This is a genomic window from Pediococcus parvulus (assembly GCF_964063155.1).
Taxonomy (GTDB): Bacteria; Bacillota; Bacilli; order Lactobacillales; family Lactobacillaceae; genus Pediococcus; species Pediococcus parvulus.
Genome location: NZ_OZ061292.1, coordinates 78228 through 101921, shown reverse-complemented (window position 1 = coordinate 101921; position 23694 = coordinate 78228). Strand labels below are relative to the sequence as shown.

The 23694-nt window shown below is 38.1% G+C and carries 23 protein-coding genes; 13 read left to right on the top strand and 10 right to left on the bottom strand.

Features of this window, described 5'->3' with window-relative positions:
• Positions 1-6 precede the first annotated feature (6 nt).
• Complete coding sequence (locus AB3217_RS00480; protein WP_367365497.1) at positions 7-564, top strand: ABC transporter permease; 558 nt, start codon at positions 7-9, stop codon at positions 562-564.
• Between the two features lie 20 nt (positions 565-584).
• The gene (locus tag AB3217_RS00475) at positions 585-1001 is read left to right on the top strand and encodes a hypothetical protein (RefSeq protein WP_367365496.1); all 417 of its coding nucleotides are present in this window, start codon (positions 585-587) and stop codon (positions 999-1001) included.
• Between the two features lie 108 nt (positions 1002-1109).
• Here the strand turns inward: AB3217_RS00475 and AB3217_RS00470 are convergent, their stop codons facing one another.
• The 9 genes from AB3217_RS00470 to AB3217_RS00430 all read right to left on the bottom strand — a co-directional run bounded on the left by AB3217_RS00470 (position 1110) and on the right by AB3217_RS00430 (position 9522).
• Entirely contained in the window at positions 1110-1709 is a 600-nt protein-coding gene (locus tag AB3217_RS00470; protein WP_057782910.1) for a helix-turn-helix domain-containing protein, read from the bottom strand.
• 290 nt (positions 1710-1999) lie between these two features.
• Positions 2000-3037, bottom strand: a complete 1038-nt coding sequence (locus AB3217_RS00465) for an MFS transporter (protein WP_367366102.1) — start codon at positions 3035-3037, stop codon at positions 2000-2002.
• A 218-nt stretch (positions 3038-3255) separates the two neighbouring features.
• On the bottom strand, positions 3256-5163 hold the full coding sequence (mnmG, locus tag AB3217_RS00460; RefSeq protein WP_057784134.1) for a tRNA uridine-5-carboxymethylaminomethyl(34) synthesis enzyme MnmG: 1908 nt from the start codon (positions 5161-5163) through the stop codon (positions 3256-3258).
• Between the two features lie 75 nt (positions 5164-5238).
• Positions 5239-6630, bottom strand: coding sequence for a tRNA uridine-5-carboxymethylaminomethyl(34) synthesis GTPase MnmE (gene mnmE, locus AB3217_RS00455; protein ID WP_068808469.1), 1392 nt, complete (start codon positions 6628-6630; stop codon positions 5239-5241).
• A gap of 163 nt (positions 6631-6793) precedes the next feature.
• Complete coding sequence (gene jag / locus AB3217_RS00450) at positions 6794-7609, bottom strand: RNA-binding cell elongation regulator Jag/EloR (RefSeq protein ID WP_057784130.1); 816 nt, start codon at positions 7607-7609, stop codon at positions 6794-6796.
• 72 nt (positions 7610-7681) lie between these two features.
• A complete protein-coding gene (gene yidC / locus AB3217_RS00445) occupies positions 7682-8518 on the bottom strand; it encodes a membrane protein insertase YidC (RefSeq protein ID WP_260267498.1) in 837 nt (278 codons plus the stop codon).
• Positions 8519-8878, bottom strand: coding sequence for a ribonuclease P protein component (gene rnpA / locus AB3217_RS00440; RefSeq protein WP_057784126.1), 360 nt, complete (start codon positions 8876-8878; stop codon positions 8519-8521). It abuts the gene before it with no gap.
• A gap of 109 nt (positions 8879-8987) precedes the next feature.
• Positions 8988-9122 (bottom strand): 50S ribosomal protein L34, encoded by a 135-nt coding sequence (gene rpmH, locus AB3217_RS00435; protein ID WP_084254234.1) that lies wholly within the window; start codon positions 9120-9122, stop codon positions 8988-8990.
• Positions 9123-9234: 112 nt separating this feature from the next.
• Complete coding sequence (locus AB3217_RS00430) at positions 9235-9522, bottom strand: hypothetical protein (RefSeq protein WP_057784124.1); 288 nt, start codon at positions 9520-9522, stop codon at positions 9235-9237.
• A gap of 147 nt (positions 9523-9669) precedes the next feature.
• Between AB3217_RS00430 and dnaA the strand changes: the two genes are divergently transcribed.
• The 11 genes from dnaA (at position 9670) to AB3217_RS00375 (ending at position 22204) form a co-directional block, all read left to right on the top strand.
• Positions 9670-11016 carry a chromosomal replication initiator protein DnaA gene (dnaA, locus tag AB3217_RS00425; protein ID WP_057784122.1) on the top strand — a complete coding sequence of 449 codons (1347 nt, stop codon included), beginning with the start codon at positions 9670-9672 and terminating at the stop codon, positions 11014-11016.
• A gap of 176 nt (positions 11017-11192) precedes the next feature.
• A complete protein-coding gene (gene dnaN / locus AB3217_RS00420) occupies positions 11193-12332 on the top strand; it encodes a DNA polymerase III subunit beta (RefSeq protein ID WP_057784120.1) in 1140 nt (379 codons plus the stop codon).
• Positions 12333-12642: 310 nt separating this feature from the next.
• Positions 12643-12873 (top strand): S4 domain-containing protein YaaA, encoded by a 231-nt coding sequence (yaaA, locus tag AB3217_RS00415; RefSeq protein ID WP_057784118.1) that lies wholly within the window; start codon positions 12643-12645, stop codon positions 12871-12873.
• Positions 12874-12875: 2 nt separating this feature from the next.
• Positions 12876-13994 carry a DNA replication/repair protein RecF gene (recF, locus tag AB3217_RS00410; RefSeq protein ID WP_367365495.1) on the top strand — a complete coding sequence of 373 codons (1119 nt, stop codon included), beginning with the start codon at positions 12876-12878 and terminating at the stop codon, positions 13992-13994.
• Positions 13995-14035: 41 nt separating this feature from the next.
• The gene (gene gyrB / locus AB3217_RS00405; RefSeq protein WP_367366101.1) at positions 14036-15979 is read left to right on the top strand and encodes a DNA topoisomerase (ATP-hydrolyzing) subunit B; all 1944 of its coding nucleotides are present in this window, start codon (positions 14036-14038) and stop codon (positions 15977-15979) included.
• Between the two features lie 23 nt (positions 15980-16002).
• Positions 16003-18543: a DNA gyrase subunit A gene (gyrA, locus tag AB3217_RS00400; protein WP_260274737.1), complete on the top strand. Its 2541-nt coding sequence runs from the start codon at positions 16003-16005 to the stop codon at positions 18541-18543.
• Between the two features lie 193 nt (positions 18544-18736).
• Positions 18737-19027, top strand: coding sequence for a 30S ribosomal protein S6 (gene rpsF, locus AB3217_RS00395; RefSeq protein WP_068805307.1), 291 nt, complete (start codon positions 18737-18739; stop codon positions 19025-19027).
• Between the two features lie 40 nt (positions 19028-19067).
• Positions 19068-19619 carry a single-stranded DNA-binding protein gene (ssb, locus tag AB3217_RS00390; RefSeq protein ID WP_057784112.1) on the top strand — a complete coding sequence of 184 codons (552 nt, stop codon included), beginning with the start codon at positions 19068-19070 and terminating at the stop codon, positions 19617-19619.
• A 21-nt stretch (positions 19620-19640) separates the two neighbouring features.
• Positions 19641-19880, top strand: coding sequence for a 30S ribosomal protein S18 (gene rpsR / locus AB3217_RS00385; protein WP_057784110.1), 240 nt, complete (start codon positions 19641-19643; stop codon positions 19878-19880).
• 251 nt (positions 19881-20131) lie between these two features.
• A complete protein-coding gene (locus AB3217_RS00380; protein WP_057784108.1) occupies positions 20132-20812 on the top strand; it encodes an EAL domain-containing protein in 681 nt (226 codons plus the stop codon).
• Positions 20813-20842: 30 nt separating this feature from the next.
• Positions 20843-22204 (top strand): FAD-dependent oxidoreductase, encoded by a 1362-nt coding sequence (locus AB3217_RS00375; protein WP_260267505.1) that lies wholly within the window; start codon positions 20843-20845, stop codon positions 22202-22204.
• Between the two features lie 167 nt (positions 22205-22371).
• On the opposite strand, the gene AB3217_RS00370 is transcribed toward AB3217_RS00375, so the two are convergent.
• Positions 22372-23559 carry an MFS transporter gene (locus tag AB3217_RS00370; protein ID WP_367365494.1) on the bottom strand — a complete coding sequence of 396 codons (1188 nt, stop codon included), beginning with the start codon at positions 23557-23559 and terminating at the stop codon, positions 22372-22374.
• Between the last annotated feature and the right edge of the window lie 135 nt (positions 23560-23694).

Below are 23694 nucleotides of genomic sequence, written 5' to 3'. Positions count from 1 at the left end.
TTAGGCATGGATGCGGCATCAGATGCAATTGAGTCTGATGCAAAAGCCGGTATATTAGAATCTGAATTACAAAGTCCTCACCCACTGTGGCTCTTGATTATAGTTCGTAGTGGAGTTAATAACATTCTCGGCATATTTTACTTTCTTGTAATCATATCATTGTCTTCATTTTCAATTAAGTTAACTCTATTAAAGGCCTTGGTTTTAGTAGTACAGCTATTTTTAATTTCTATGCTTTCAAATATTGGAATGTCTGGGATTGGGTTTGTGTTTGGTGCAGTCTCTGTACACGTGAAACGTGTTGGACAATGGGCAACAATAATTCAAACTGCGCTGTTATTAATTGGAAATATAACTATTCCATTGTTCAGCCCACTTCAAAACATTATTCCGTTTGTTTCTGGTATTGAAATATCAAGACTAATATATTTACAACATAGTATTCCACTGAATTTAATATTGATTTATATTGCCGTCAACTTCATTTGGTTAATCATCGGTGTTTGCATATTCCAATACAGTATTAAGTACGAAAAAACAAACGGCTCATTTGAAGTTTTCTAGAAAATAGAAAGGACGACCCCATGCCTGAAAGTAAATCTGCAATGCAGTGTTTGAGTGCCTCCGTGGTATTAGCTATTAAAAATATATATGGCGTAAAAATTCCAGAAGAATTTTTACTAGTTGGACCAGGTTTTTTAAACATACAATTAGATAAAGAAAATCTTACTTTTGATTCAAATGTCAATGATATTGTTCTAAATTACATTGGTCATGATTCCACTCATGATACCACTGTTAAAAGTCTTTATAATGCGCCACTGAACAAAGATACACTCCCCTTAGTTATTAATTTACCTGTACGTTATCTAAAATATGCTTCTGTTTATACCACATCGGATAATTTAAATTATCATCACTTTGTTTTACTAACATCTATGGAAAAAGAAAAGCAAAATGTTTTTGATTCACGTGAAACATTATATCAAAACAGTACTTAATTAATCAGGCATCAACATTCTACGCAAAATATACTCATTAACCACAAAAATATTTTAATTCAATTGAAAAGCTTTGATTGTTAAATTCACTTTATCCTTAATAAAAATCTATTTATCCTTTGGCTCATCATCAGAATATAACGTCATATCAAGGTTAAAGGAAAATTGAGGATCTTCTGGATGTGGATCCTTAAAATCAGTGGTTAACTGATTTATTTTTTTTAATAGCTCTATCTGCCCTCGCTTAGAAAGCTCAAGAGTGGACACTGCCCACGAAAAATTCACTTCGTTTACCTTTCCACCAGCTTGGATAAAATCCATATTTTTTTCAAAGCTTGTTAGCATTCGCTTTTGATTAATCATAAAAAACTCTAAAAGATCATCCGTATGATTCAAAACATACTCATTACTTAAATCAATTTCATTTTCTTTAAGGCCTAGTTTCTTTTGTTGAGAACGTTTATACAATGATGCCGAACTGTACACTTTTTCAGTTAAATTCTTAATTTCGTTTTCAGCCACAACTTTTAAGAGCCCAAAATCTGTCATTTTTTGAATTGGATAGTATAGGTTAGATGGCTTTTCTTTTAAAATCTTAGCGAGTTGCTTAACAGTAATCCCCTTTTTGGGTCTAGCCGCCTCCAAAATTCGATTTACCTTTGGATCCGCAAGTAATTTTGCTAAATTATCAAGTTTATTAGAGCTCATTTAGGCAACTTCCTTTGAGTTAGTTTGAATAACCTTATTATACCCATTTAGCGTAACAATCTCATGGTTATTCAATTAAGAATCTATTTCTGCCCATTTTCTAGGTTTTTCGTTCCTGCTATATTTCTAGCATATCCTATCGGTTTTGTTACTTTAATTTGCATGAATACAGAGATGAAAATAATTACAATTATTCCTGATACTAGAAAAATAATACCTGCATTAAAATGATCAAATAAGTAACCGTACATAATCGTTCCAACGGGCATCATCAACATTGACAATGAAGATTAAATTGTAAAAACCCGTCCCTGAAAACTAGAATCAATATGCAGTTGCATGTATCCTGCCATAGGTACATTGGTTTCAAATAACGCAACCCCCATTAGTAAGGCGAGCGCCACATAAATACCAGTAATTTCCAATTTTAACAATTGAACATGCAACACTACTGGTAAGCCCATTCCACTTGTAATCAGAGCTATCCCGATAACCCAACGATACATAATTTGAATCTGATTTTCTGCTGGCTTTTGTTTCATAAAGATAAAACCTGATAAGATCATCCCTACTGACGTACTAGCCTCTACGATACTGTAAAAAATATTACTTAACTTAAACCGATTAACTAATATAAAGGGTAACCCAACATTCACTGCACAAAAGAAGAAATTGATTACACAAGCCGTTATAATCAACATCACAATTGCCTGTTTCTGACGTAGATAATGGATGCCTTCCTTAAATGAAGTTAAAAAATCCACTTTTCTTTTAAAATCGGTCTTAGTGACTAGTTGTGCCCCATTAAATCTGAAGTTCAGCGATAATACAATCAGCATAACGACTGAGGTAGTCACCAACATAACCAGTGTGAAACCAAAGAATGGCATCATTCCGTAAGCAATTCCACCAAAAATAGGAGCCAAAATTGATGCTGAAGAACGAACCATTTGTTGAATCGAGTTAAGTTGTTGCACCTGTGTTTTAGGCACGAGATTTATCGCAGAAGCACTGAAAACATTGCCAATAAACAATTGAAAGATATCTAGCAAAACCAACAAAATAATAATTTTAATGAGATACGTTCCTGAAAGCTGCTGAAGCTCCATTGAGAAAAACGCCATCGTGATAATAATGCCAATCTGACAAGTCACAATGATTTTTTTGTGGCTAAAACGATCCACAATTGTTCCAGAAACAGGCAATAAAACTAATGATACTAAGGGGCCAATCAAAATAGAAATTCCCAGATTCATAGCAGATCCCGTTTTACGTAAGAGAAATAATCCCAATGCGAAGCTAAACATGCTGCTTCCTAACTCATCAATTAATGCAATAATACCGACTTTAACAAGTTGTGCTTTACTAGTATTCAGAAAATCTTTAATAATAATTCCTTCTATCGTTAAAATTTATTTTTGTGATAACTTAGTTATATTCCAGTTATTTAGAAATGTCAATAAAATATATTTTAACGATAAAATAAATATTATTATAAATAAAAAGCCGTTTTAATATCTCTATTAAAACAGCTCTTATTTGTAAATTATTTAACTTTTGCAATACGTCCTTGTTCAATATAAACACTTAAAATAGCGATATCAGCTGGGTTAACCCCACTAATTCGACTAGCCTGTGCAATCGTTTCTGGTTGAATTTTCTCCAACTTTTGACGACCCTCAGTAGCCAAACCATTGATCGCAGCGTAATCAATGTGATCCGGAATCTTCTTAGCTTCCATCTTTTTCAAACGTTCAACACGTTCTTTAGCTTTCTTGATATAACCTGCATATTTAATTTCAATTTCAACTTGCTCAACCACGCGCCGATCTAACTTCTTATCCGGCGCAGGGATAAATTGCAGCAAGTCTTTGTAGGAAACCTCTGGACGACGGAGAAATTCTGATGCTAAAACACCATCTTTTAATTCATGACCACCCTTAGAAATCAAGAAATCTTTAACTTGTTTAGGTTTTATGCGAATGGTATCTAAACGATGAAGTTCATTTTTAATATCATCTTTTTTCTCTTGGAATTCTTGGTAACGATCGTTATCAATCAAACCAAGGTCATGACCCATCTCAGTTAAACGCAAATCCGCATTGTCATGACGTAAAATCAAACGATATTCAGCACGACTAGTCAGCAAACGATATGGTTCTTTGGTTCCCTTAGTCACCAAGTCATCAATCATAACACCAATGTAAGCATCACTACGTTTTAAGGTAAACTGACCTTTGTCTAAGGCACGCAATCCAGCGTTAATTCCAGCCATCAAACCTTGGCCAGCTGCTTCTTCATAACCGGACGTCCCGTTTGTTTGACCAGCGGTATACAAGTTTTTCACAACTTTAGTTTCTAAAGTTGGCTTCAATTGATAGGGGGAAACCACATCGTATTCGATAGCATAACCAGGCCGCATCATTTCAGCATCTTCTAAGCCCTTAATGGAATGAAGAATTTGTTGTTGAACCTCTTCTGGCATAGAAGTTGAAAGTCCCTGAACATACCATTCATCTGTATTCCGACCTTCAGGTTCAAGGAATAATTGATGATGATCCTTATCCGCAAATCGGACAATCTTATCTTCAATTGAAGGACAATAGCGGGGACCAACACCTTCAATCAAACCAGAAAACATAGGTGCACGATCTAGATTTTTTCGAATAATTTTATGGGTATACTCATTAGTATACGTCAACCAGCAAGATAACTGATTTTTCACATCAATATAGGCACTGTCAGGCGTTGTAAAACTAAAGTGATTTGGTTCCTTATCACCGGGCTGTTCTTCAGTTTCATCATAATGAATTGTGCCACCATCAACTCGTGGTGGCGTTCCTGTTTTGAAACGTTCCAAATCGAAACCGTAATCCTTTAGGTTCTTAGTAAGTTTCATGGCAGGTTGTGAGTTATTAGGACCCGAAGAATACATAAGCTCGCCGATAATAATCTTCCCACGAGCAGCTGTTCCCAACGTCAGAACAACACTCTTGGCATGGTAACGAGCACCAGTATTAGTAATTATTCCCTTACAGACACCGTCTTCAATGATTAAATCATCAACAATTCCCTGTCGTAAAGTCAAATTAGGTTCATCTTCAATAGTTTTTTTCATTTGAGCATGATAAGCATGTTTATCTGCTTGGGCCCGTAAGGCACGAACTGCGGGGCCTTTACCCGTATTTAGCATTCGCATTTGGACATAAGTTTTATCGATGTTTTTACCCATCTCGCCACCAAGAGCATCAATTTCACGAACCACAATGCCTTTTGCTGGTCCACCAACTGAAGGATTACATGGCATAAAAGCCACCATATCCAAATTGATAGTCATTAGTAGGGTTTTGTTTCCCATTCTTGCAGCTGCCAAAGCCGCTTCTGAACCCGCATGGCCGGCGCCAACTACGATCACATCGTAATCTTTCCCTGCATACTGTTTTACTTCCGTCATGACTCTTCCTCCACATTATTTCGAGCTTCAAGTAGCTTCATAATTTGTTTCATGGTTAACTTAATTGAACTTCAATTATTTACCCAAACAGAATTGGCTGAACAACTGATCTAATAACTCATCTTGATAACTGTCACCAGTAATTTCACCAAGAAATTCCCAGCAACGCGTCATATCAATTTGGACTAGATCTACTGGCATACCATCTTTGAGCCCTTGCAAAACTGAATCCAATGCTTCTTCAGCTTGATTCAGCAAGCCAATATGCCGAGCATTTGTCACAATGACACTGTTTTGATTACTTTCAATCCCACCGAAGAATAACTTAGAAATTTTTTCTTTCAAATCATCCAATCCTACCCCTTCTGTTGCAGAGGTTCGAATCACCTGATCCTCAGGAACTAAATTGAATAATTCATCAGTATCTAATTGCATTGGTAAATCAGTTTTATTCAAGATAATGATTCGTTTTGCTTCATCAGTGACTTTAATTAACTGACGATCTTCATCCGACAATGGATTACTACTGTCTAAAACTAACAAGACCAAGTCTGCAGTTTTAATTGCTTTACGACTGCGTTCAACACCGATTTTCTCAACTTTATCGTTTGTTTCACGGATACCAGCTGTATCAACTAACTTCAACGGCACACCACGAACATTCACATACTCTTCCAAAACATCACGCGTGGTTCCAGCCACATCTGTGACAATCGCTTTGTCTTCATGTAGCATTCGATTCAGCAAACTAGACTTCCCAACATTTGGGTGCCCCACAATCGCCGTTGCCAGTCCATCACGTAAAATTTTACCTTCTTGCGCAGTTTGCAAAAGTTGTTTGATTTGTGCTTTCACTTCTACAGCTTTTTCACGTAATAGTTTACTGGTCATGGTCTCAACATCATCATATTCTGGATAATCAATGTTAACTTCAACCTGTGCCAAAACGTCTAAAATATCCTGCCGCAAATTCTTAATTAAATGAGATAAATCCCCATCTAATTGATTTAAAGCTACTTTCATCGACCGATCCGTTTTAGCACGAATCAAATCCATCACTGCTTCAGCCTGAGAAAGATCAACTCGACCGTTCAAAAAAGCACGTTCAGTAAATTCGCCTGGTTTGGCCATTCTTGCACCGTTACTTAGTAGAAGCTGTAAAATATCGTTGGTAGGCACAATGCCTCCGTGACAATTGATCTCAACAACATCTTCACAAGTATATGTTTTGGGTGCCAACATCACTGAAACCATTACTTCATCAACTGTGTGCTTTGTTTTAGGGTTAACGATATGCCCATAATTAATGGTATGGCTTTTAACTGTATGCAGATCCTTACCTTTGAAAATCTTCTCTGCCACATCAAGCGCGGTATTTCCACTTACTCGAACAATGGAAATACCACCTTCACCAGGTGGGGTTGAAATTGCAGCAATCGTATCTAATTCCGTAGCTGTTTCTAGCATTTTCTATTTCCTTCCTAATCAATTCCAATAAAAAAAGCACCTAGTCCACGCCTTAATAAGAGGTTACGTGGATAAAGTACTTTCACTACTTTACCTGCTATTTAGATAATTGATTATATCTTAAAATTTTGTTGCGCATTTGTCAATTTCTTACACTTTTATTTTAAAGCTGTTCATCTTGAACAAGGGCCACCACAACATAGCGATGAGGTTCATGTCCTTCTGAAAAAGTTGAGACAAAATGATTCTCAGACAGCGTCGCATGAATCACTTTTCGCTCAAATGCGGGCATGGGATCCAAGAAAACTGGTTCACCAGTTGCCACAACCTCACGAGCTGTATTTTCGGCCAAGTGTTGCAACGTTTCTGTCCGTCGTTCACGGTAATTTTCAACATTCAATTTTACATTGGCATGTGAAATGCCGCGATGTAGCAAAAATACTTGAGCTAAAGTTTGTAGTGCGTTAATTGTTCGACCATGCTTCCCAATTAGCATGCCCTCTTGCTCAGTTCTGAACTCTATTGAAACGTCACGATGATGAAATTTACTTGTTGAAGTAGCTTCAATTCCCAACTGGGTCACAATCTTTGCCAAATATTCCTGCATTTGAGAAACAATTTCTTCATTCAAACGCGGACGCGATGAGGTTTCTGGTTCTATAGCTTGATCCTTGACTTGCGGGTGCCTTTGAACTTCAGCTTTACTTTCATGATTTACTTCATCAGTTTTATGTTGAACTTCAGAATTAACTTTTGGTTTAGTTTCTGGCGCTTTTTCTTCAGGAACTTTGACCGTCTCGTTTGATTTTGGAGCCTCAATAACTGACATTTCAATTTCAGCCAATCGTTTGCCGAAACCCAAAAATCCTTTTTTAGGTTCGACTATTGTTGAAACAGTTACACTTTTACGGGTTACATTTAAATCAGCAAGTCCTGCTTCAATTGCTTCTTCAATTGTACTCCCTTTATAATTTGCCATAGGCTACCTCCTTTTTACGATTATGTACAGCAAAAGGAGACCAGAACTAAACATTCTAATCTCCAGTCATTTTTATTTTCTATTGCGTCCTTTATAAGCCTTACGCTTAGCTTTTGCAATGGCCCGTTTTTTATCGCGTTCAGCCTGTGCTTTTGCTTCACGTTCACGATTAATCTTAAACGGATTTTGAATAACTAATGTTTGACCAGCTTGGAAAATATTTGTAACCACCCAGTACAGGGAAACAGCTGATGGCACACTTAACGCTGTAAAGAAGATAATGACCGGCATACCAATGGTCATCATTGTTGTCATCCCATTTTGCATTGGTTGCGACTTCATACTCAGCCATGAACTCACATAGGTAAATACAGCAGCTAAGATAGGTAATACGAAGTACGGATCCTTGTCTCCCAATTGCAGCCATAAAAATGATCCTGCTTTCAAAACTTCCGTCCGGTTAACAGCGGCATACAAAGCATACAAAACAGGTAACTGAACAATTAATGGTAAACACCCAGCAACGGGATTTACACCAGCTTCGGAATAAAGTTTTTGTTGTTCTTCACGCAATTTTTGCTGTGTTTCAGTATCCTTAGAGGAATACTTCTTTTGTAAAGCTTGAACCTTAGGCTGAATTTCAGCAGTTTTCATTGAAGATTTTGTTTGATAAATCATCAAGGGCAAGATGATAATACGAATAATAATGGTGAAAATAATAATTCCCCAACCAAAATTACCACCGAATAAATGTGATAACCAAATAATTGCCCGTGAAAAATTATAGACAATCCAATGATCCCAAAATCCGGTACTATTCTTCGTGATAGGTGCCGTACTACAACCAGCTAAAAACAGCGTTAAACTGGCAATTGCCATCATCACTATATTTCTTTTGCTGTGTTTCACTTACTTTTCCTCACTTTGATCAGTAGTTAAAATATTAGCTAACGTGAATACGTGCTTTAATTGCTGTTTGGTCTCTTTCATTGAAAGACCAGACGCTTGGGGCCGTGCAATGACCAAAAAGTCAATATCTTGACGTAGTTGTGGTTTGAATTCAAGAACGCTTTGACTGATGCGTCGCTTCATATAGTTTCGCATAACAGCATTACCAATTTTCTTACCAACAGAAATTCCCACCCGAAAATGAGGTTGATGTGGTTTCTCCATCACATAAACAACAAACTTTCGATTTGCATATGAATTATGAGTTTCAAATACCTTTTGAAATTCCGTTTCTCTTTTTACACGGTATGACTTGCGCATGCTCTCTCTCCAAAATAAATCGTATTATCAAGTTTCTCACATATAAAAGGTTGTTTGTCTGCTATTTTCAAATTTCTTCAAAAATAAAAGACCACTGGGATCAGTGGCCTTATGCAGATAATTTTCTTCTACCTTTTAGACGTCGACGTGCTAAAACTCTACGGCCGTTACTTGTACTCATACGTTTACGAAAACCATGCACACGTGAACGATGACGCTTCTTTGGTTGATATGTTCTTTTCAATTCGTACACCTCCCATAGCAACACTGAAATTTATATAGATTTCATTTATATATTAATGAAATAACTCAGTATCTAATTACAATTACCATAATATAGTATCACAAATCAATCATCATGCAAAGGTCTTAATAGAAAAAAATAAATATTCTTGTTCACACTCAAAGCTTATCGTGGTGCATACCTTGTGGATAAAAACATTTGTTTTCCTAAGTTTTGCACCGTTTTTCCCGAGCTTATCCGGATATTCACCCCCTGTGATTGAGTTATCCACATTTTCATGATTTTCAGTGGATAACTCCTGCCACCCCTTATTTCTCGGGGTATAGTTATCCACCGTTTTGTGTGAATAACCAAAATTTTCATGAAAATTTGGCCTTTTTTCAACAGCTTGTGGATACACTTTTACCTGTCCTGTGATTTATTTTCGATAGTTTTCCACATCCTGTGGAAAACTTTTTTTTTTCATGCTAAAATTAATGCATTGTTTCTTTCGCTTAAGAATTGAAAACACAAAAAATAAACTGTGCGTAACTTTGGAGGGATTTTTGTGCTAAGTAAGGATGATCTTTGGAATCAAATTAAAGCTGATTTTCAAAAAGACGATGATATTTCATCCCTCGGCTTTTCAACTTGGATCGACGTAGCTAAACCAATCGATCTAAAAAATCATATCATGACAATCCAATTACCATCGCCGTTACATCGCGATTATTGGAAACAACATTTGGCACCAAAATTTGTAGAATATGCTTATTTGATCACCCAAGCAGATATCACACCAGATTTTGTTTTGGAGGGTGAGCAAGAAGAAACCGTTCAACAAGAAAAAAAGGCTGCCGAAAAACCAAAAACGACACCCGATTTTATGGAAGTTACTACCTTAAATGACAAATATACATTTGACACATTTGTCACTGGTAAAGGAAACCAGATGGCCCATGCAGCCGCGTTAGTCGTTTCGGAAGATCCTGGGACTATGTACAATCCGCTCTTCTTTTATGGAGGCGTTGGTCTTGGAAAAACCCATTTGATGCATGCGATTGGCCATCAAATTCTCAAAAATAATCCTGATACGAATGTTAAATATGTTACTAGTGAAGCTTTCACAAACGATTTTATCAATGCAATTCAATCTAAACATCAAGAAGAATTTCGTGAGGTTTATCGAAATGTTGACCTGCTTTTAGTCGATGATGTGCAGTTCTTTGCTGATAAGGAAGCTACTCAAGAAGAATTCTTCCATACTTTCGAGGCTTTATATAGTAATCAAAAACAAATTGTGCTGACTTCAGATCGTTTACCAAATGAAATTCCTAAGTTGCAGGAACGACTAGTTTCGCGCTTTAAATGGGGATTATCGGTCGATATCACCCCACCTGATTTGGAAACGCGAATTGCCATTTTACGTGAAAAAGCGATGGCTGATAAAATTGAAATTCCTGACGATACTTTGAATTACATCGCCACCCAAGTTGATTCAAACGTACGAGAATTAGAGGGTGCTTTAGCGCGGGTTCAAGCATATGCGAATCTGCAAAGTACTAGCATTACAACTGATCTTGCCTCCGAAGCCATGCGTAGTTTGAACTTTGGTACTAAATTTAGTGAAGTCTCAATTTCGCTAATTCAAGACAAAGTCGCTAAATACTATCACACTTCAATTTCTGATTTAAAGGGTAAGAAACGAATGAAATCAATCGTTGTCCCTCGCCAGATTGCTATGTATCTTTCTCGCGAGCTGACAAACGCCTCCTTACCGAAAATCGGAACTGAATTTGGTGGCAAAGATCACACCACTGTGATTCATGCTCACGAAAAAATTGCAGCGGCGCTTAAAAAAGATGATGATTTACAACGCCAAATTGGTGATCTAAAAAGTGAGCTCAAACCATAGCTTGTGGACAAGTGTGAATTACTTTAAAAGTTATCCACATTTTATAAACAGAGATAATCTTCGACCTGCCTAAGCGTTAGGTGACATTTACACAATATCAACAGGCCCTATTACTACTGTTACTTTTAATATATAATTATATATAAATACATTTCGTCCAAAGGAGATTCTTAAAAATGAAATTTACTGTAAAACGAGCTGCGTTCATTAAAAAATTAAATGACGTTCAAAGAGCAATATCTTCTAAAACAACAATTCCTATTTTGACTGGTTTAAAACTTGATGTGGAATCTGATCAAATTATCTTAACTGGGAGTGATGCAGATATTTCCATTGAGACAGTTTTAGATGCCAAAAATGAAGACAACGGATTGTCAATTACAGATCCTGGGAAAATTGTTTTACCTGCGCACTTCTTTAGTGATATCGTTAAACGACTTCCAGAAGATTCAATGACCGTTGAAATTACTGAAGGCTTCCAAACAGAGATTTCATCTGGGGCCGCAGAATTTACAATTAACGGTTTGGATGCTAATAATTACCCACATTTACCAGAACTTGACGGTAATGACCAAATCCAACTTTCCGGAAACGTATTTAAACAATTAATTAGCCAAACTGTTTTGGCCGTTTCAACTCAAGAAAGTCGTCCAATTTTAACTGGGGTTCATTTCAGTATTGATGGCGACCAATTTTTAGCAGTTGCAACTGATAGTCACCGGTTAAGTCAACGCCAAATTAAATTGCCTGAAGGAAATACTGGAAAATATGATGTGATCATCCCTGGAAAAAGTCTCGTTGAGTTATCTCGGATGATTGGCGAAGAAAATCCAGACGTCATCACGCGAATTTCTGAAAATCAGGTTCTCTTTACTTTAGGTGACACAGCGTTTTATTCTCGATTACTTGAAGGAAATTATCCAGATACATCCCGTTTGATTCCAAAAGAATCAACCACAACTTTAGAATTCAATGCGCCAGCTTTATTAGCAGCCATTGAACGGGCTTCCTTGTTATCCCATGAAAGTCGTAATAATGTTGTTAAATTGGCGATTACCACTGCTGATAAAAAGATTGTTATTTCAGGAAACTCGCCTGATGTCGGAAACGTTGAGGAACAACTTGATGCAAAAGTTGTTGAGGGCGAAGATTTAGAAATTTCATTTAACCCAGATTATATGAAGGATGCGCTCCGTTCGTTTGGCCAAACTGAAATTCAAGTTTCATTCACTTCAGCATTGCGACCATTCACTTTGGTTCCAACTGAGGATCAAGAAAACTTTATTCAGTTGATTACACCTGTTCGAACATTCTAAAATTTAAAAAAATAACCACGTTTGCCAAATTAAATTTTGACAAGCGTGGTTTTTATTTTATGCCTAGAAATTAAAATAAGAGGATTTGAGAAAAATACGCAAGAAATGTCAAAAGTATCTAATTATCTTCAAAATGGCTTAAAACGCAAAACACAGCCTCTGAGATTGTTTTTTTAGGTTTTTAAAGGTATAATAAATAGGTATTTAGTAAAGAATCTAGTTAAAATTGAATAAATTATTTTTTGGTTTAAAAAAACGAAATTAAATAATAATTGATTCGAAATAAGTTCTAGTAAAGGTGGTTGTAATTTTGGAGAAAAAAGAAGTTTTAATTACAACGCCATTCATTACGCTCGGTCAACTCTTAAAAGAAGAATCAATCATTGGAACTGGCGGACAAGCCAAATGGTATCTTCGCGAACACACTATAGAGGTAAATGATGAGCCTGAGAATCGGCGCGGAAAAAAGCTATATCCAAAGGACACGGTTAATATTCCAGATGAAGGACTGTTTATTGTACGTTCAAGACGTGAGGATTAGTCATGTATTTGGAAAATATTAGCCTCCATAATTTCCGTAACTATCCGGATTTGGAGGCCGAATTTATTCCTGGTGTCAATGTGTTATTGGGTGCAAATGCTCAGGGAAAAACAAATTTGTTGGAATCAATTTACGTGTTGGCCCTAACGAGAAGTCACCGAACATCTAATGATCGGGATTTAATTAGTTGGGGCGCTGATTCAGCTCGTTTGGCAACCCGCGTACACAAAAGAATGAGTTCAATTCCCTTAGAACTGGAATTAAGTTCTAAAGGTAAACAGGCCAAGGTGAATCATTTAGAACAAAGTAAGTTGTCACAGTATATAGGACAACTAAATGTCATTTTGTTTGCACCAGAGGATTTGTCTTTGGTTAAGGGGTCACCGGCTGTTAGACGGCGGTTTATTGACATGGAATTTGGCCAGATGAGTAGTAAATATCTGTATAATTCCGCGCAGTATCGCACAATTCTGAAGCAACGAAATCAGTATTTAAAACAGCTAAAGTTCAAAGTGAACAAAGATAAAGTTTTTCTTGGTGTGTTGTCTGATCAGCTTGCAGCTTATGGTGCGGAGATTATATTTCAGCGCCGCCTTTTTCTAAAAAAACTAGAGAAATGGGCTCAACAGTTGCATACCCAAATTTCCCTAGGAAAAGAACATTTGACGTTTGAGTATGTGTCACAAGTTATCCAGAAACAAGATTTATCCGTAGATCAACTATATGACGAGTTGAGAAAGGCGTTTGCGAGTCATGAGGAACGGGAGTTGCAGCAGGGAACCACATTGGTCGGTCCCCAACGCGATGACGTTCGTTTTTTAGTCAATGGCAAAGATGTCCAAACTTTCGGATCACAAGGACAACAGCGAACGACAGCTTTAAGTGTGAAATTGGCAGAGATTGATCTCATGAAAGAAGAAACAGGCGAGTATCCGGTATTGCTACTAGATGATGTGTTATCCGAACTAGATGATGACCGGCAAACGCACCTTTTAAAGTCGATTCAAAATAAGGTCCAAACCTTTTTGACAACAACTAGTTTGAGCGGTATTGCTCGTCAATTAATTGATGAACCGCGGATATTTACAATTAAATCAGGTATTTTGCATAAGGAGGAATAAGATTGGCTGACGAAGATAAAACGAAAAAAACTCCCCAAGAAATTGAGACAGCACGTGAGCGTAAAGAAGAAAAAGCAAAAGAATACGATGCAAGTCAAATTCAAGTTCTTGAAGGACTAGAAGCAGTTCGGAAACGGCCTGGAATGTACATTGGTTCAACCAGTGCACAAGGTCTTCACCATCTTGTGTGGGAAATTATTGATAACGGGATTGATGAAGCTTTAGCGGGCTTTGCGAATAAAATCAACGTGATTGTTGAAAAAGATAACAGTATTACCGTGACTGATAATGGCCGTGGAATCCCAGTCGGAATTCAAGCTAAGACCGGTAAACCAGCCTTGGAAACAGTTTTTACAATCTTACATGCTGGTGGTAAATTCGGTGGCGGCGGATATAAAGTCTCTGGTGGACTTCATGGTGTGGGTGCCTCAGTTGTTAATGCGTTATCAACTGAATTGGATGTCCGAACCATGCACGATGATAAAGTCTATTATATGGATTTTACACGCGGTAAAGTGAAGACTGCCATGACGGTTATTGGGGATTCGAAGCCCCACGAACATGGAACTATCGTGCATTTCTTACCAGATGCAGATATTTTCCAAGAAACCACAATCTTTGATATTAAAACTTTACGGACACGAATTCGTGAACTGGCATTCTTGAATAAAGGATTACGGATCACGTTAAAAGATATGCGTCCTGAAAAGCCTACGGAAGATGATTTCTTATACGAAGGCGGAATTCGCCACTATGTTGACTATCTCAACGAAGGTAAAGATGTTCTTTTCCCCGACCCAATCTATGTTGAAGGGGTGGAAAAAGGCATTACAGTTGAAGTCGCAATGCAATATACAGAGGGTTATCAAAGTAAACTCTTGACCTTTACCAACAACATTCATACGTATGAAGGTGGGACTCATGAAGAAGGCTTTAAACGGGCTTTAACACGGGTTGTTAATGATTATGCGCATAAGAGTGGCATGTTAAAGGACAATGAGGATAATCTTTCTGGTGATGATGTGCGGGAAGGTTTAACAGCCGTTGTCAGTGTAAAGCATCCTGATCCTCAATTTGAGGGTCAGACGAAAACTAAATTGGGTAATTCTGATGCCAGGACCGCCGTTAATGATGTATTTGGGGAACATTTCAATAAGTTTTTGATGGAAAACCCTGATACTGCTCGGAAAGTGATTGACAAAGGTTTATTGGCATCAAAAGCCCGAATTGCTGCTAAACGAGCACGTGAAGTGACCCGGAAAAAGAGTGGTCTCGAAATTAATAATTTGCCTGGAAAATTGGCCGATAATACGTCCAAAGATCCATCAATTAGTGAATTATTCATTGTCGAGGGTGATTCTGCCGGTGGTAGTGCTAAGCAAGGACGTTCCCGTTTAACGCAGGCCATTTTGCCAATTCGAGGTAAAATTTTAAACGTTGAAAAAGCAACTTTAGATCGTGTTTTGGCTAATGAAGAAATTCGGTCACTGTTTACAGCCCTTGGAACTGGTTTTGGTGAAGAATTTGATGTCACGAAGGCTAATTATCATAAATTAATTATTATGACCGATGCCGATGTCGATGGTGCGCATATTCGAACATTATTGTTGACCCTATTTTATCGTTACATGCGACCAATGATTGATAAGGGCTATGTTTATATTGCCCAGCCACCTCTATATCAAGTTCGTCAGGGTAAAATGATTCGTTATATTGATTCTGATGAAGAATTGCAAGAAGTTTTGGGACAGTTGCCACCAAGTCCGAAACCAGCAATTCAACGATACAAAGGTTTAGGTGAAATGGATGCTTCTCAATTATGGGAAACGACTATGAATCCTGATAATCGTCGTTTGTTACGAGTATCTGCTGAAGATGCTGATGCAGCCAGTGGGGATTTTGAAATGTTGATGGGCGATCGTGTAGAACCCCGTCGGAAATTCATTGAAGACAATGCTGTCTTCGTTGAAAACTTAGATGTTTAATTTAGGATTGGAGGTTAACTAATTTGTCTGATGAAGAAAATATTGGGACTCGAGTAACGGATGTCAATTTGAGTCGAGAAATGCGAACATCCTTCCTAGATTACGCGATGAGTGTTATTGTGGCACGAGCTTTGCCTGATGTGCGTGATGGTTTAAAACCAGTTCATCGTCGTATTTTATATGGAATGAGTGAACTGGGTGTGACCCCAGAAAAGCCATATAAAAAATCAGCCAGAATTGTTGGGGATGTCATGGGTAAGTATCATCCTCATGGTGACTCCGCAATTTATGAATCCATGGTGCGAATGGCGCAAGATTTCAGTTACCGTTACATGTTAGTTGATGGTCATGGTAACTTTGGTTCTGTTGATGGTGATGGGGCTGCCGCAATGCGGTATACCGAAGCTCGAATGAGTAAGATTGCCGTTGAAATGCTGCGCGATATTAATAAAAATACCGTTGATTTTCAAGATAATTATGATGGCACAGAGCGCGAACCAAAAGTGTTACCAGCTCGTTTTCCTAATTTACTTGTCAACGGTGCAACCGGAATTGCAGTTGGGATGACCACTAATATTCCGCCACATAATTTGGCCGAAGTGATTAGCGCAATTCATATTTTGATGGATAATCCGGAAGCAACCACTGCTGATTTGATGGAGGCTGTACCTGGACCTGACTTCCCAACCGGTGGTGTGGTTATGGGTAAATCAGGAATTCGTAAAGCTTACGAAACGGGTAAGGGAACCATTATTATTCGGGCTAAAGTTGATATTGAACAGGAAAAGAGTGGCCGTGAAAAAATCGTGCTTACTGAACTTCCTTACATGGTCAACAAGGCTAAGTTAATTGAACGAATTGCTGAATTAGCTCGTGACAAACGAATCGAAGGAATCACAGACGTAAACGATGAAACTGACCGTGAAGGTATGCGGGTTGTGATTGATATTCGTCGTGATATGAGTGCTTCAGTTGTTTTGAACAATTTGTACAAAATGACTTTGATGCAGACAACATTTAGTTTTAACATGTTGGCCATTGTGGATGGGGCGCCAAAAGTGCTTAGCTTAAAGCAAATTTTGACCTACTATTTAAAGCATCAAGAAGAAGTTATTCGCCGACGGACTGAGTTTGATTTAAAGAAAGCTCAAGCGCGAGCTCATATTCTTGAAGGGTTACGAATTGCGCTAGATCACATTGATGAAATCATTTCGATTATTCGTAATTCCGAAACTGCCGAGATTGCCAAAGATCAGTTGATGAGTAACTACTCATTATCTGACAAACAATCGCAAGCTATCTTGGATATGCGTTTGGTTCGTTTAACGGGCTTGGAACGTGAAAAAGTTGAAAATGAATACACCAAATTAATGACTGATATTGCTGATTATAAAGATATTTTGGCTCATACAGAGCGGATTAATCAGATTATTTATCAGGAATTACTTGATATTCAGGATAAGTTTGGTGATAAACGCCGAACCGAGTTACTTGTTGGTGAAGTGCTTAGTCTTGAAGATGAAGATTTGATTGAAGAAGAAGATGTCATGATAACCTTGACTCATAATGGGTATGTTAAACGGATGCCACAGTCTGAGTTTAAATCTCAACGTCGTGGTGGTCGTGGTGTTCAAGGAATGGGTGTGCATGATGATGATTTCATTGAGCATCTGGTTTCTAGTTCTACCCATGATGTGTTGTTATTCTTCACAAATGCCGGCAAAGTATACCGCATGAAGGGGTATGAAATCCCTGAATACGGGCGAACAGCTAAAGGTATTCCGGTCATTAACTTGTTAGGAATTAGTGCGGGTGAAAGTATTCAGGCCGTGATCAATGCTGGTCAGAATCACGAACAAGAAACGGAGCGTTATCTGTTCTTTACTACACTAAAGGGTGTTGTCAAACGGACCCCCCTAAACGAGTTCTTGAACATTCGAAGTAATGGCTTAAAAGCGATTAATTTGAAGGATGATGATGAGTTAATTAACGTGGTTATCACGAATAATAAACAAAACATCATTATCGGAACACATAGAGGTTATGCAGTTAGTTTTGCAGAAACTACAGTTCGTTCCATGGGTCGTTCAGCAACTGGTGTTCGTGGTATTCGTTTACGAGATGAAGACTATGTGGTTGGGGTTGATCTATTGCAACCAGAAAGCAAAGTTCTCGTCATTACTGAAAAAGGATATGGTAAACGAACATTAGCTAGTGAGTATCCAATCAAGGGTCGTGGCGGTAAAGGTATTAAAACTGCGAATGTCACAACGAAGAACGGACCATTAGCTGGCTTGACCACCGTAACTGGTGAAGAGGATATCATGTTGATTACCGATCGTGGCGTCATGATTCGTTTTGCCGTTGATTCTGTCCCAGAAACGGGTCGAGCAACCATGGGGGTTCATTTAATTAAAATTGATGAGGACTCAAAGGTTGCCACAATGGCTAAAGTAGATCATGAAGACGATGAAGAACCTGATGATTCAACACAATCTTCAACGACCGACACCACTGAGCAAGCTCCAGAAGAAAGTTCATCTGAAAATTCTTCAGAAGAATAATTAAATTAATAAAATAAATCCCAATAAACGACGTAACTTAGTTATGTATCGTTTTATTGGGATTTTTGTTTATTGCGTTGCACAAGTATAAATGCTATAATTTAAGTTCGTGAGTAACTATTAATTTAGAAGCTCTCCTTGCTTTCTTAAATTGTTAAGGAAGCCACTTAGTCCATAAGGAGGTGTAAAACACATGGAACAAAAATCATACGAAATTACTTATATCATTGCTCCAGATGTTGACGAAACAGCTAAGGCTGCCTTAGTAGAACGTTTTGACAAGATCTTGACTGACAATGGTGCAGAAGTGGTTGATTCAAAAGATTGGTCCAAGCGTCGTTTTGCTTATGAGATCGGTGGATACAATGAAGGTATCTATCATGTCGTAAATGTAAAAACAAGCGATGACAAAGCTTTAAACGAATTTGACCGTATTTCAAAGATTACTGACGGTATCTTACGTCACATGATCGTTGTACGTTAAAAATAAACAGAAATAATAATTCAGAAAGGAGTCATTGTTTATGATAAACCGAACAGTTCTTGTTGGACGCTTAACCAGAGATCCCGATTTACGATACACCAACAGCGGTGCTGCAGTCGCTACCTTCACAGTGGCAGTTAATCGTCAGTTTACGAACGCTCAAGGAGAGCGTGAAGCCGATTTTATTAACTGTGTGATTTGGCGAAAAGCTGCAGAGAACTTCTCTAATTTTACCCATAAAGGCTCGTTGGTTGGAGTAGATGGACGGATTCAAACCCGTTCGTACGAAAATCAACAAGGCGTCCGAGTATATGTTACAGAAGTTGTTGTTGAAAACTTTTCATTGTTGGAATCCCGTGCTCAATCTGAGCAACGTCAACAGCAAGGTGGCAATACGGGATTTCACGACAATGCTCCTCAATCATCCGGTAATAGCAATCCGTTTGATGCTGGGCAAGGAAGTAACACTAATAGCAATAACAGTCAGAGCAGTAGCAATGGCAGTGCTTCTAGTGCAAGTTCTAATCCTAACGATCCGTTTGCAGATAACGGCGAACAAATTGATATTTCCGATGATGATTTACCATTTTAATCATTAGAGGAGGGATTTTCAATGGCTCAACAAAGAAGAGGCGGAAATCGTCGTCGTCGTAAAGTCGACTTCATCGCTGCTAACCATATCGAATACATCGATTATAAAGACACAGATTTACTGAAACGATTCATTTCAGAACGAGGCAAGGTTTTGCCACGTCGTGTTACCGGAACAAGTGCTAAGAACCAACGTCGTTTAACAATTGCAATTAAACGCGCACGGATCATGGGCTTACTTCCATTCGTTTCAGAAGAATAATTAATTCAGACTTTTCAAATCAATAGTGATTTGGAAGGTCTTTTTTAATCGCTTGAAAATGGGCAAACTAGCAGCATTATTTAGATTGAGATAGTACAGAAGTGTATAATAACAACGTCACAGCTTATTAAGGAGTTTCCGTATCTATAAAGGGATTAGTTAGTGACAGGCCACTCAAAATTATACCAACTTTTTATACAAAAATGCTTTATAATAATAGATAGTTAATACATAAAAAAAGGGGAACATGAATGTATCGGTATTTTATTCAACCACAACTAAATAAGGTGAATAACTCGCTTATTGGGTATGAATTACTGATCAGACGGCGGACTACTGATGGTTGGCGACCGCCTAAGCATTTTTCCGATATTCCGGTTTCAATTATCGCGGAGATGTTGACGGCAGCTACCAGTAGACTAGTGTTTAAAATCGGGTCAGTATCTGTCAATTTGAATCGCACACAAATGATGGATCCCAAAATCAATGCGGCTCTAATTCGCTCGCAAGATCAGTTACGTCCCTTAAAATTAAATGTGGAACTCACTGAAGAACCTGGGGATGAATCCATTACAAATGCTGATTTGAAACCGATGTTACAGCGATTTATTCAACGGGGGATGGAACTTTGTCTCGATGATGTTGGAACTGGTGATAATCAGTATGAAGAAATTCAAGAGTTGATCCCATATGTGAGTGAACTCAAATTTGCACTCCAGAACTTTGAGCAAAGTTTCCAAGATGCAGCGATTCAAGCAAAAGTTATTTACTGGCGGGATATTGCTAAAAAGGAAAATTTACGGTTCATTCTTGAAGGAATCGAAGATAAGGCTGATGATCAACTAGCCGATAAATTAAATATTGATTTGCGACAGGGCTATTATTATGGCAAACCTTATTTACTTAAAGTTAAACCAGATGATCCAGACTAAGTAAATTTTTTGGGGAAGAAGGACATTATTATGAAAGTCGTTATTGTTGGTTGTACGCATGCTGGTATTGCAGCGGCAACAGAAATTTTTAAAGCACATCCGGATACAGAGGTGACTATTTATGAGAGGAACGATAATGTCTCTTTTTTGTCATGTGGGATTTCTTTATATTTGAATGGCCAAGTTAAACGACTTGAAGATATGTTTTACGCAACACCAGAAGATCTTGCTAAACAAGGAGCTAAAGTTCGCATTAGACATGATGTGCTAAGCATTGACACTAAAACGCATCAACTTATCGTTGAAAATCTGGATAATAAAAAGGTTTTTACAGATAATTATGACAAATTAATTATGTCAACCGGTTCGTATGTTGTGGTGCCACCATTGATGGGAATTGATGATTCGCATGTTTTACTCTGTAAAAGCTATGAACAAGCTAAACAAATTTATACGTCAGCTCAAACTCATAAACACATCACAATTGTAGGTGGTGGCTATGTTGGGGTTGAACTGGCAGAGGCATACGCGGATACAGATCATGAAGTGACATTAATTCAATCGCACGGCCAAGTTCTAAACAATTATGTAGATAAAACTTTATCTGATCAAATTACAAGTTTGCTAAAAAAGCATGGGGTACATGTTTATTTGAATGAGCGGGTTGAAGCCTTTCAAGGTGACGATCAAAATGATAAAGTAATCATTCAAACTGATAAAACGAGCCATGAAGCAGATTTAGCAATTGTTAGTACTGGATTTATGGCAAACACTGACTTATTGCGTGGACAAGTTGATATGGACCGCCACGGAGCTATTTTAATTAATGATTACTTGCAAACCTCTAATCCTGATGTGTATGCAGCTGGGGATGCTTGTATTTCACATTTCAATCCGGCACATAATGATGCCTACATCCCTTTGGCCACGAATGCAGTTCGTCAAGGAGCTCTTGCTGGTAAAAATATTTTTGGCGAAGTTCAAAAATATATGGGAACTCAAGCCACATCAGCCATGGAGTTGTTTGGATACACGCTGGCTTCTAGTGGGCTAACTGTAGCGGGGGCTAAAAAAGAAGGCTTAAACGCAGCCTCAGTTGTTTATAAGGGCAATTATCGTCCAAGTTACATGCCAACAACAGACATGCTGACCATCGTGCTTGTCTATGATCGCAGTAATCGGCGAATTCTGGGAGCACAACTCTATAGCAAACATGAAGTTGCCCAATCTGCAAACACGATTTCGGTTTGTATTCAAAATAACAACACCATTGATGACTTAGCGTTTGTCGATATGCTATTCCAGCCACACTATGATGAACCATTTAACTATTTGAATTTGGTTGCCCAGTTGGCTATTGAACAGGAACGACAAGCTCAAAAGGTAAAATAGAAATTAGCATGACTCAAAAGGTGAAAACACCTAGTTTCAGGTCACATTTTGAATAGACAAGTTCATAAACTTAAGTCAAGCTGGGAAAACATTTCCCCAGCTTGTTTTTTTATGGCAACAAAAAAAGCATTAGCTTTGCACTAATGCCAAAATGATTAGTCAGTTTTTTACCCAACCTTTTGCAATTTTTGGGGTTCCTTTAAGAGTAAATGACCAAGCAGCACCAAAATTAAGAAAACGGCGGCGACACTGCAAACGCCTACCCAGCCTAAATGACTCCAAGCCAGAGTTGCGAAAAATGTTCCTAAAGAACCGCCTAAAAAGTAGCTAAACATAAAGACGGAGTTATTTCGACTGCTGGCTTCGAGACTCAAGGATTGGACAATAGCCTGATTGGAAACCTGACCAAACTGAGTTCCTAAATCGAGTAACACAATGCCTACAATTAAACCGATAAATAATTGGCCAATAAAAGCAAAAATAACAAAGGCTAACGTTGAAAAGAGAATCCCTAAGCCAATCGTCATTCTTGGCGAATAGGTATCAACTAAGCGGCCGATAATTGAAGCAAATAAGACACCAGTGATGCCCAATAAACCTAACAAACCAGCCACACCACTCCCGAGATGATATTGATCTGCTAAGTAGAAAGCAAGTGTTGACCACAAAACATTGGAAACACCAAACAGGCAAAAACCATTAATGGCGGAACCTTGTAAATGTTTTTCTTTAGCAAGAAGTTTGGGCAAGGAAGCTAGAACCTTGCCGTAATTCATTCTTTGATGTTGTCTTGGATCACGCGGCAAGTACAAGTGTAAGATCACCAACAAAATGGTACAGATGAACGCTGCAATTAAGTAAACGTACTGCCAGTCAAGAACGCTCCCCAACAATCCGCTGACCGAGCGTGAAAGTAAAATCCCTGTTAACAAACCACTGAGGACATTGCCCAAAACTTTCCCTTGATGCAAGCTAGGGGCCAGATAAGCGGCGTAAGGAATTATAATTTGAGGTGCCACAGAGGTAATTCCCACTAGTAGGGAAGCAACGCCAAAAATTGTAATAGACGGGGCAAAAAAGGCCATGAACAACGCCAAAATTGAGAATCCCAACATCACCTGAATAAGATGATAGCGATTAAAGATGTCGCCCAACGGAACGATTAAAAGTAAGCCGAATGCATATCCCAGTTGTGTCAACATGGCAACCACACCGACTGTAGCTTTTGAAACTTGAAAACTTGTGGCAATGAGACCTTCAATTGGTTGAATATAATTTAAATTGGCCACAATGATCCCTGTGGCAAAGGCCATTAATAGAACTTTTTTTCCAGATAACTCTTTTTGTGAATCCAAATTTTTACCTTCTTCGTTTGAATGAGTACTAAAAGTAGACGACTAGTTTTAGTTTAATGGCGGAAAAGGGTTTTCGATTCGCATAATTAACCAGTGAAATAAACGGTTATTTAACATGTTGTGACCTCCGTAATC